Origin of the sequence: Terrisporobacter glycolicus ATCC 14880 = DSM 1288 (assembly GCF_036812735.1) — a bacterium.
GTDB lineage: Bacteria > Bacillota > Clostridia > Peptostreptococcales > Peptostreptococcaceae > Terrisporobacter > Terrisporobacter glycolicus.
Window position 1 is genome coordinate 244,704 of record NZ_CP117523.1, and the last position, 11,321, is coordinate 256,024.

Annotated in this window: 11 protein-coding genes; 7 read left to right on the forward strand and 4 right to left on the reverse strand. The window is 30.9% G+C overall.

Annotated features, from left to right (window positions below):
• Positions 1-41: 41 nt before the first annotated feature.
• Positions 42-836 (forward strand): formate/nitrite transporter family protein, encoded by a 795-nt coding sequence (locus tag TEGL_RS01435; RefSeq protein ID WP_018591883.1) that lies wholly within the window; start codon positions 42-44, stop codon positions 834-836.
• 78 nt (positions 837-914) lie between these two features.
• Here the strand turns inward: TEGL_RS01435 and TEGL_RS01440 are convergent, their stop codons facing one another.
• The 4 genes from TEGL_RS01440 to fdhF form a co-directional block, all read right to left on the reverse strand.
• The gene (locus tag TEGL_RS01440) at positions 915-1,460 is read right to left on the reverse strand and encodes a 4Fe-4S dicluster domain-containing protein (protein ID WP_018591882.1); all 546 of its coding nucleotides are present in this window, start codon (positions 1,458-1,460) and stop codon (positions 915-917) included.
• Positions 1,461-2,837: a [FeFe] hydrogenase, group A gene (locus TEGL_RS01445; protein ID WP_018591881.1), complete on the reverse strand. Its 1,377-nt coding sequence runs from the start codon at positions 2,835-2,837 to the stop codon at positions 1,461-1,463.
• 18 nt (positions 2,838-2,855) lie between these two features.
• Positions 2,856-3,410, reverse strand: coding sequence for a 4Fe-4S dicluster domain-containing protein (locus TEGL_RS01450; RefSeq protein ID WP_018591880.1), 555 nt, complete (start codon positions 3,408-3,410; stop codon positions 2,856-2,858).
• A 61-nt stretch (positions 3,411-3,471) separates the two neighbouring features.
• On the reverse strand, positions 3,472-5,622 hold the full coding sequence (gene fdhF / locus TEGL_RS01455) for a formate dehydrogenase subunit alpha (RefSeq protein WP_081617905.1): 2,151 nt from the start codon (positions 5,620-5,622) through the stop codon (positions 3,472-3,474).
• 527 nt (positions 5,623-6,149) lie between these two features.
• Here fdhF and murB point away from each other — a divergent pair.
• The 6 genes from murB to whiA all read left to right on the forward strand — a co-directional run bounded on the left by murB (position 6,150) and on the right by whiA (position 11,264).
• Entirely contained in the window at positions 6,150-7,064 is a 915-nt protein-coding gene (murB, locus tag TEGL_RS01460; RefSeq protein WP_018591877.1) for a UDP-N-acetylmuramate dehydrogenase, read from the forward strand.
• Positions 7,065-7,067: 3 nt separating this feature from the next.
• The gene (locus TEGL_RS01465; protein ID WP_018591876.1) at positions 7,068-7,784 is read left to right on the forward strand and encodes a PHP domain-containing protein; all 717 of its coding nucleotides are present in this window, start codon (positions 7,068-7,070) and stop codon (positions 7,782-7,784) included.
• Positions 7,785-7,801: 17 nt separating this feature from the next.
• Positions 7,802-8,659, forward strand: a complete 858-nt coding sequence (gene rapZ / locus TEGL_RS01470) for an RNase adapter RapZ (RefSeq protein WP_018591875.1) — start codon at positions 7,802-7,804, stop codon at positions 8,657-8,659.
• Between the two features lie 12 nt (positions 8,660-8,671).
• A complete protein-coding gene (locus TEGL_RS01475; protein ID WP_018591874.1) occupies positions 8,672-9,781 on the forward strand; it encodes a gluconeogenesis factor YvcK family protein in 1,110 nt (369 codons plus the stop codon).
• 65 nt (positions 9,782-9,846) lie between these two features.
• Entirely contained in the window at positions 9,847-10,272 is a 426-nt protein-coding gene (locus TEGL_RS01480; protein WP_018591873.1) for an NUDIX domain-containing protein, read from the forward strand.
• Between the two features lie 17 nt (positions 10,273-10,289).
• Complete coding sequence (gene whiA / locus TEGL_RS01485) at positions 10,290-11,264, forward strand: DNA-binding protein WhiA (RefSeq protein ID WP_018591872.1); 975 nt, start codon at positions 10,290-10,292, stop codon at positions 11,262-11,264.
• Positions 11,265-11,321: the final 57 nt, after the last annotated feature.

Below are 11,321 nucleotides of genomic sequence, written 5' to 3' on the forward strand. Positions count from 1 at the left end.
TTAATTTAAAGGTAATAAACTTGTAAGAGGGGGTTAATTTTATGGAAAAGAGATTTTTGACACCCAAGGAAATAGCTAATACGATGATAAATGTTGGCGTGGGAAAAGCTAACTTAAAAACATCACCAATGATTTATTTAGGAATTTTAGCAGGTATGTATATTGGATTTGGGGGATTAGCTAATACGATAATAAGCCAAACTTTAGGTAATATAGACCCGGGTTTGGCTAAATTTGCGGGAGCAGTTGTCTTCCCTGTTGGACTTATGTTAGTAGTTATCGGAGGTGCAGAATTATTTACTGGTAACAACTTAATGACATTGGCTGTTATGAATAAAAAAATAACTTTATCACAAATGTTAAGAAACTGGAGTATAGTATGGGTAGCAAACCTAGTAGGATCTTTAATTTTAGCACTGATAGTATTTTATGGGGGAGTTTTAGGAGGAGATGCAGGCACAAAAGCCATAGCGATAGCTGAAGGGAAAGCTTCCTTAGATGTTATGACATTAATACTTAGAGGAATTTTATGTAATATTTTAGTTGTTTTGGGTGTATGGCTTGCAGCAGCTGCTCAAGATATAGTATCAAAAATATTCGCTTGCTGGTTCCCAATAATGTTATTTGTACTATGTGGATTTGAGCATAGCGTGGCAAATATGTTCTTTATTCCAATGGGAATGCTACTAGGTGCTAAAGTTACTATGGTGGCATTAATAAAAAATTTAGTATTTGTAACAATCGGTAACATAATTGGAGGAGGTATAATAATACCTTTCTTGTATAACTATGCATATTTAAAAGAAGAACATAAGGTTTCTAAACAAGAGTCATAATTGAGAATATAATTATAAATAAAAATACTACCTTTAGTATAATAAAAGGTAGTATTTTTTATTTAAAAAACAATGAAATTATAGTCTGACAGTAGCTAATTTTCTTTTATTTTTTATAGACTTAGACAAATCTTCTTCTGTTACAATCCTAAATGCAGAAGTAGGACATACCTTTATGCAAGCAGGACCTTCTTCTGAATTGTTACAAAGATCACACTTATTAGCTACCATTTTTTCTATACAGAATAGTTTATCAGTTGGAATACTTTCTAAGTTAATAAGTTTTCCTTTTTCTGTATCGTTTAAGTTAATAGCACCAAAAGGACAGGCAAGCATACAGTTTTTACATCCTATACATTTTTCTTCATTAACAACTATAGAATTACCTTCTTTTGTAAGAGCATTGTGAGGACATGCCTTTGCACAAGGGGCATCTTCACAATGTCTACATTGTATAGGAGCACTAACTTGAGCATTTTTTACAACTTCTAATTTAGGATTAAAATTTATATCCTTTGGATTTTGATAGAATATATTCTCTTTGCTATGTTCAACAACACAAGCTACCATACAAGTTCTACAACCAATACATTTTAGTGGGTCGGCTATAACAAAATAATTCATTTATTTAGCCACTTCCTTTCCTATACAATATTCAGTGTGTAATAAATGATGAGACACACTTCCTAAAGGCTCTTTTAAGAACTCTTCATATATCTTAATTATTTCAGGATTTTCATGTGATTTTCTTAGTGGCAAGTTTTTATCATGAACATAAGTAGCGTCAGTTCTATTCTTGTAAGCTAATTCTCTATACTCTTCTAATAATAACTTAGGCTGACCACCACCACTTACGCATCCAACAGGACAAGTCATAACCTCTATAAAATCTAAATTTAGTTTGCCTGATTTTAAGTCTTCTAAAACAGGAACTATATTTTTAAGACCTGTTACTATACCCACTTTTAGTGTTAAATCTCCAACGTTTATTTGGGCAGTTCTAAAACCTTCTAAACCTCTAACAGCAGGTAGATCTATACTAGGTATTTTTTCTCCAGTTATAACTTCATAGCCAGTACGAAGAGCAGCTTCCATAACACCACCAGTAACACCAAATATAGTACCAGCACCAGTATACACTCCTAAAGGACTTTCAAAGGTAATTTCTTCAAGGTTATTAAAATTGATGTTAGCATCTTTTATTAAGTAAGCTAATTCTCTAGTAGTTAAAACCACATCCACGTCCCTATAACCACTAGATTTCATCTCAGGTCTATCACATTCAAATTTCTTACATGTACAAGGCATAATAGAAACACTATAAATATCTTTTGCCTCAATATTATTAATTTCTGATCCGTAAGTTTTGAAAACAGCACCAGCCATTTGCTGTGGTGATTTACAAGTAGATAGATGGTCTGTTAATTCAGGATAATTGTCTTCTAAAAATTTAACCCAAGCTGGACAACAAGATGTGAACATTGGTAAAGTCCCACCAGTTGTAACTCTTTTAATTAACTCATTTCCTTCTTCCATAATAGTCAAATCTGCTGCAAAGTTTGTATCATAAACTTTATCAAACTTAAGAGCCTTCAATGCAGCAGCCATTTTACCTGGAGTTAGAGATCCTAATTCCATTCCAAAGTCTTCACCAAGAGCAACCCTAACAGCAGGGGCACATTGAACCATAGTTATTTTACTAGGGTCTTTTAAAGCTTCTTTTACTCTATCCACATCACAAACATTATTAGCAGCAAATAGAGGCTCATTAATTACATTAGGTAATTTTCTTTCAGATTTTTTATTTTCTATAAATTCTTCACCATGATCAATAATAGATGCATATGACTTGCAAACTTGAACACATTGACCACAGACTACACAGCGATCTTCATTTATTTCTTGTGGTTTACCAGCTTCTCCTTCAATTGCAAAGGCAGGACATACTTTTACGCATTCTTGACATCCTGTGCATAAATCTTTATCTATACTAACTATCATACTTTTATCCCCCTTATCCTATTTAGTTGCTGACAATAAATTCAAAGCAGCTTTTATGTTTTTCTCTTTTTTATCTTCAAGAGGAGTAACAAGTCTTAAAGCTTCATTAGGGCATGCATTTATACAAGCTATTTTGTCATTATCCTTGCATAAATCACATTTATAAGCTATTTTTTTGCTTTCATTTATTGCAATTTGCTCAACAGGTTTATTATTTTTAAATTGGGCTAACAAGTCGATAGCTCCAAAAGGACATGCAAGTAAACAAGTTTTACATCCTATACATTTATCATCATCAACAATTACTATACCATTGATTCTTGAGATTGCTTTTACAGCACAAGTATTTAAACAAGGAGCATCCTCACAATGTCTACATTGTATAGGCATACAAATATCTTCATCTTTAACTAAGTAAAGTCTTGGAATTATAGGAATTTCTACAGTGCCAACTGTGAAGCTTATAGAGTTACTTTTTTTGTTATGAGTAGAGAAGCAAGCCACTTCACAAGATCTACAACCAGTACACTTATTAGAGTCAGCAATTACGAATGAACCTAATTTATTTTTCATACAATTTCACCTTTCTTTAATATAATTAATTCATCGAAAATTAGATTGAATGTCTCCTTAATTAGATATTTTTAACACCCATTTTGATTCTTAGATCTTTATAAGTATTTTTTACGCATTCTTCAGCATAATTTTGATCATCTATTTTTTCAACTTTAACAGCACAATATTTGTATTCTGGAGTTTTAGAAATAGGGTCAAGGCTAGCTACTGTAAGTTCATTACAAGCACCTACCCACCATTGATAAGTCATGTAAGTAGCTCCTTCTTGAACTCTATCGGTTACTAGGGCTCTTGTTAATACACTACCTCTTCTAGAATTTACTCTAATTATTTCATTATCTTCAATATTAAGTTTTTGTGCATCTTTATAATTTATTTGTAAATAACCAGGTTCATCCTCCAATTGAGAAAGAGTTCTACAGTTGCCAGTCATTGTTCTAACAGAATAATGTCCAACTTCTCTTACAGTTGATAAACTGAAAGGATATTCATCATCTTCAATCTCATAAGGAGGTCTCCATTCAGCAGCGAATAACTTACCTTTACCATTATTAGTAGAGAAATTACCATCTTTGTGAAGGAATACAGAGCCTTTATCTTCATCAGACTCACTTCTACATGGCCATTGAACACAACCTAGTTTTTCTATTTTTTCATAAGTTGCACCGAAGAAACTAGGAGTTAAACTTCTCATCTCATCCCAAATTTCTCTTGTATTATTATATTTCATAGGATATCCCATAGCAGTAGAAATTCTACAAATTATATCCCAGTCAGTTTTCACATCACCTTTGGGTTCAACAGCTTTTCTTATCCTTTGGAAACCTCTGTCAGCGCAAGAATAAACACCATCGTGTTCACCCCAAGATGTGGCAGGTAAAATAACATCAGCATGAAGAGCGGTTTTGTTCATAAATATATCTTGTACAACAACAAATTCACAAGTGTCTAAAGTTTCTCTTACCTCAGAAGCATCAGGGTCACTTTGAACTGGGTCTTCACCAAATATATAGTAAGCTTTTATTTTATTTTCTTCTAAAACAGAATGAGGAACTTCTGTGATTTTAACGCCTATTTCAGATGGAAGGGTAACACCCCAAGCTTTTTCAAATTTTTCTCTGATTTGAGGATTAGTAACTTTTTGATAACCTGGATAAACATCTGGAAGGGCACCCATATCACAAGCGCCTTGAACGTTGTTTTGACCGCGAACTGGTCCAATACCAACATTAGGTCTTCCTAAGTTGCCTGTAAGTAAAGCTAAAGAAGCCAAACCTTTGACTACATCAACGGCTTGTGAGAATTGGCAAACACCCATGCCGTATAGAATCATAGAATCTTTTGCTTTGGCATATTCTCTCATAGCTTGTCTTATGGCGTCAGCTGGTATATTAGTGTATTTTTCTGCATATTCAGGAGTATAAGGTTCAACAATTTTCTTATATTCTTCAAAATTGTCAGTATGATTTGCTACGAAGTCTTTGTCATATAGATTTTCATTTATTAAAACATTACCGAAGGCATTAACTAAAATCATATTAGTTCCACCTTTTAAAGCCAAATGCATATCAGAAATTCTTGCAGTTTCTGTAACTCTAGGGTCAACAGTTATTATTTTAGCTCCTTTTGCTTTTGCTTTAACTATTCTTCTTGCGACTATAGGGTGAGAATCTGCACCGTTATATCCAAACACAAGTAATAAATTTGCATTTTCAATTTCAGGTATAGAGTTAGACATAGCACCACTACCTAATGAGTAAGCCAAGCCGGCTACAGATGGGGCATGTCAAACACGGGCGCAGTGATCAATATTATTAGTACCTACTGCAGCTCTCATAAATTTTTGCATAATATAGTTAGCTTCATTTCCTGGGCCTCTGGCAGAACCAGTTCCCATTATTGAATCTGGACCATATTTTTCTTTGATTTCATTTAGTCTAGAAGCTGTATAAGAGATTGCTTCATCCCACTCAACTTCTTCTAAAGTTCCATTTTTTCTGATTAAAGGTTTAGTAAGTCTTGGAGTTAAAATTTGCGGATCATTTAGGAAATCCCATCCATAATGACCTTTAAGGCATAGTGTACCTTCATTTGTTCTTCCTTGGGCAGGTTTACTTTTTATGATTTGATTTTTTTCTTCATCAACTACTAGATAAAACTGACATCCAGCGCCACAGTAAGGACAAGTGGTTAAAACTTCTTTTTCCATGAGTTTATCCCCCTTATTTTAAAATACTTTACTGATAAATATAATATTTGCTCAATATTAATAGAAATATTGAGCAAATGAGTAAGCTTAAATATTAAATAAAATGATGATGAAGACTTCTTGTAAAAATTGAATAAAAATTATTGACCAATTAGTCTTAAGTATAAAAATGTTAAAATATACTAATTTTATTATATCACCTCTTATTTTCATATTCAACTTGAGTTAAAATATAATAATTTTATATTTATATTATTAGACTACTTCACAATTTACAATTTTATGAAATTAAAAGACATATGTAATAGATAATTAACACATTTGCATAGGTATAATGATTTGAGAAATTTTCATTAAATATTATAAAAATATGTGGTAAAATCATTTTATGATTAAAATTTATCCTTTTTTGAGTAAAAGCATATACTAAAAGCAAGGATAAAACGTATAATTTGAAAGCATGAAAATATTTACAATATAAATTTGATTATTAATTAATAAAGCGAATGATCTGGGAGGAAAATATAATGAACAAGGAATTTATATATAAACAATTATTAAATATATTAGATGAAGAAAGTATAAAGGTTGATGAACCAATGAAAAAACATATATCTTTTAGAGTGGGGGGGCCAGCAGATTTTTTACTTAAACCCAAGACTGAGGAAGAATTAAGTAAGGTAATAAAATTTGCTAAGGAAGAAAGCATACCTTTTATAGTTATAGGTAATGGTTCAAATCTTCTTGTAAAAGATGGTGGAATAAGAGGGATAGTTATAGAGTTATCTGATAACTTCAATAATTATGAAATAGAAGGCAATATAATAAAATCACAAAGTGGGGCTTTACTATCTATACTAGGTAGAAATGCTCTTAAAAATTCTTTAACAGGATTTGAATTTGCAGCTGGTATACCAGGAACTTTGGGTGGAGCATTAGCCATGAATGCAGGAGCTTACGGTGGAGAAATGAAACAGATTGTAAAAGCTGTAAGACTTATGGATAGAGAAGGTAATATATTTGAACTATCTAATGAAAAAATGAAATTTGAGTATAGAAAAAGCATATTAACAACTAATGATTATATAGTATTATCTGCTGTAATAGAATTACAACCAGGTAATACTGAAGAAATAAAAGAAACTATGTCAGACTATGCAAATAGAAGATCAACTAAACAACCTCTAAATTTCCCAAGTGCAGGAAGTACATTTAAAAGACCAGAAGGGTATTTTGCAGCAAAATTAATTGATGACTGTGGACTTAGAGGACTTAGCTTAAGAGGAGCACAAGTTTCAGATAAACATTGTGGTTTTGTTATAAATCCTGGAGAAGCTAATGCAAAAGATATATTAGACTTAATGTTTATAGTCAAAAGCACAGTAAATGCAAAATTTGGTATAATGTTAGAGGAAGAAGTGAAGATTCTAGGAGAGGATTAATAAATGAAAATTGTTGCTGATTATCACACACATACCATATACAGTCATGGTAAAGGAACCATAGAAGAAAATGTGAAAGTAGCTATTTCAAAAGGAATTGAAACTCTTGGAATATCTGATCATAGCTACGATCACTTAACTTATGGAATTAAGAAGAATGATATATTTAAAATGAGGGAAGAAATAGATTTTCTCAATGAAAAATACAAAGATAAAATAAAAATTCTATTGGGAGTGGAGAGTAACATATTAGATGATAAAGGAAATATTGATTATGATGATAAAATAGGAAAAGTTTTAGATTATGTTATGGCTGGATACCATTTTGGATCGAAGCCAACAAACTTAAAGGGTTTACTTAATCATGCTAATAATTATGTTTTTAAAACAAATAAATCAAAAGAGTACAATACTTTAGCCATAATTAATGCTATGAAAAACAATGATATATTTGTTATTACTCATCCGGGAGATAAGGGTGATGTATATATTGAAGAAATTGCAAAAGTTGCAAAAGAAACAAATACTAGATTAGAGATAAATAGTAGTCATAAATTTTTAAATGTAGAACAACTAAAAAAAATTGAGCATATAGAAAACACTTTTATAGTAGGTTCTGATGCTCATATCCCACAAAATGTTGGTAACTTTGACTTAGCGTTAAACACTATTAAAGAAGCAAAAATTGATTTATCATTAATAGAAAATATTAAATTTTAATAAAAGGGAGTTTACAAATGAAGTTTATAATAGTTACTGGACTTTCTGGTTCTGGAAAAAGTGAGGCAATGAGAGCTCTTGAAGATATGGGATTTTATTGTGTAGATAATTTACCACCTACTTTAATTCCTAAATTTGCTGAATTATGTTATCAATCTAACTCAACTATAGATAAGGTAGCACTAGGAATTGATGTAAGAGGAAGAAAATTTTTTGAAGCGTTACATGAAAGTTTAAATACTTTAAGAAAGGATAAATATCCTTTTGAAGTACTATATCTAGATTGTGCTGATGATATTTTATTAAAAAGATATAAAATGACTAGAAGAAATCATCCTCTAGCAATTAATAGACAGATACCGGAAGGTATAAAGATGGAAAGAACAATTTTAGAGCCGTTGAAAGAAATTGCTGATTGTATAGTAGATACATCTAATATGAAACCTAAAGATCTTAAAGAAGAAATAAGTAAAATTTATGCAAATGGAGAGGTTAATAATAATTTAACTATATCTGTGGTTTCATTTGGATTTAAACATGGAATACCTTCAGATTCTGATTTAGTTTTTGATGTGAGATTTTTACCAAATCCTTACTATGTTGATGAGTTAAGAAGTAAAACCGGTGAAGAACAAGATGTTAGAGATTATGTCATGAATTCTGATATAAGTCATCAATTTTATGAAAAATTATTAGACATGATTAATTTTTTAGTTCCTCAATATATAGAAGAAGGTAAGCATCATTTAGTTATAAGTATAGGATGTACAGGTGGAAGACATAGATCTGTAACAATATCTAACTTAATAAGTAATGAATTAATGAAACAAGGATATAGGGTAGTTAAGAAGCATAGAGACTTTATGCTAAGATAGGCGGAGGCAGCTATGAAATATTTGGCTTACATTATAGATATTATAGGTATGGTAACCTTAGTTCTAGGTATAGTTTTTTTTATAAAAGCAAAAAAACAAGTAAAAAAAGATAATACAAGAAAGACTATAGAAGCTGATAAGGCTAATGTAGTAGTTATTGGAGGAGGTACAGGTCAATCAATTTTTTTAAGAGGTCTTAAAAAGATTACGCCTAATATTACAGCTGTTGTTACTGTTGCAGACGATGGGGGAGGATCTGGGGTTTTAAGATCAGACTTAGGAATGTTACCGCCAGGAGACATTAGGAACTGTTTGCTAGCTTTAGCTAATACTGAACCTACCATGCAAGAAGTAATGCAATATAGATTTGAAGAAGGTGGTCTAAAAGGACAGAGCTTTGGAAATCTTTTTTTAGCAGCTATGAATGGATTATATGGAAATTTTGAAACAGCTGTTTATAAGTTAAGTGAAATTTTTAATATAACAGGTAGAGTTTTGCCAGTTACGTTAGAAAGTATTGACTTAATTGCTAAATTAAATAACGGAAATGTAATAAAAGGGGAGTCTAAAATTCCTAGGGAAGTAAGAAATCAAAAAAGTAAAATTGAAAAAGTATATTTGGAGCCTAAAGACGCAAAGCCTTTAAATGATGTGATTACTTCTATTTATGAAGCTGACTACATTATAATGGGTCCAGGAAGTTTATATACTAGTATAATACCAAATTTATTAGTAGAAGGTGTGGTTGAAGCTATAAAAGGAAGTAAGGCTACAAAAATATATATTCCTAATGTAATGACTCAACCAGGAGAAACTGATGGATATGATGTATTAGACCATGTTAAAGCTATAAACAAACATACAAAAGAGAACTTAATTGACTATGTTGTAGCTAACAATGAAATAATACCTGATAATCAATTTGAAAAATATAAAAAGGATGGAGCAAACCAGGTGTTATTAGATAAACAACAAAGAATCACATTAAAGAGTATGGGTATAAAAATAGTCGAGGGAGATTTGATAGAAATTAAAAATGACTATATTAGACATCATGCAGACTCTATATGTGAAGTAATTAATAATTTGGCACTAAGTCATGATTATGACAGGGCAAGGTAAAAAAGGATTTTAGATTTTTATGTAGAAATCCTTATTATTATGTTAGTTTTAAGGAGTGAACATCTATGAGAGAAGAAATTAGTGCCGGTGGGGTGGTGTTATTTGGAAATGCTATTCTTCTACTAAGAAAGTTTAATGGCGACTGGGTGTTGCCAAAAGGAAAAGTAGAAGAAGGTGAGAATAACGAAGAAGCTGCATTAAGAGAAGTGTCGGAGGAAACTGGAGTAAAAGCCGAAACCTTAAAATATCTTGGAGAAATACATTATACTTTCAAAGAAAATTGGGATGAAAATAGAGCTGTTCATAAAACTGTATTTTGGTATTTGATGCAGTCTAAAAATATGGACACAGTACCACAAAAAGAAGAAGGATTTGTGGATGCAAAGTTTATTCATATAGATCGAGTTGTTGATTTGGCAAGATATGATGATGAGAAGGAAATTATAAAGGTGGCTTTAAAAGAAATAAAAAAAAGATTAAAGAAGAGCTAGAATAATAGGTGGTATGTATGTCTTTTTCTACAGAAACGAAAAATGAACTGGCAAGATTGATGCCGGAAAGCTTATGTTATAAAAAAGCTGAGTTATCAGGAATAGCAAAACTAGCTGGTACTATTCAAATTGCTGGATATAAAAAGATTAACTTGAAAATTTCTACAGAATTAAATTCAGTAGCTAGAAAAGTTTTTAAAATATTAAAATCTGATTTTAATATAAATACAACTATTATGGTTAATAAAAACCAAATGTTAAAGAGAAATAATAGTTATGTGCTAACAGTAAAAAGTGATATGGGATCTGAAGAGTTAATGAAAACTTTAGGTCTATTAGATAAAAATGAAGATTTTTTACCTTCTCATACAATACCATCTTGGGTATATGAAGATGAGGAATGTAAAAAAGCGTTTCTTAGAGGCGCATTTTTGGGTGGAGGTTCAATAAGTGATCCGGAAAAAAATTATCATCTAGAATTTGTTGCTAATAGCGAAGAATTTGCAGAGTCTTTAATGAATTTAATTAACTCTTTAGGATTAAACTCAAAAATAGTGTGTAGGAAAAATTCTTATGTTGTATACTTGAAAGAAAGTGAACAAATATCGGATTTACTAAGTCTTATAGGAGGTTTTCAAGCTCTTTTAAGCCTTCAAAATACAAAAATATTAAAACAAATGAGAAATAATGTAAATAGAATAGTAAATTGTGAAACAGCTAATCTTTCTAAGACAGTTAATGCGGCAGTAAGACAAGTAGAAAATATAAAATTAATTGAACGAAAAATGGGTATAAGTAAACTACCCCAAAGCTTACAGCAAATTGCATTATTAAGAGTAGAGAATGAAGATTTAACATTAAAAGAGTTGGGAGAATTACTAACTCCTCAAATCAGTAAATCAGGTGTAAATCACAGATTAAAAAAATTAGAAGAAATAGCTAATGAATTGAGAAATAAAGAATTCGATGGTGAATATAATAATGAAAATTAATTATTAAGGGGGGTTATAATATATAACCTCTTTTTTTATTACATAATGTGATAAAAT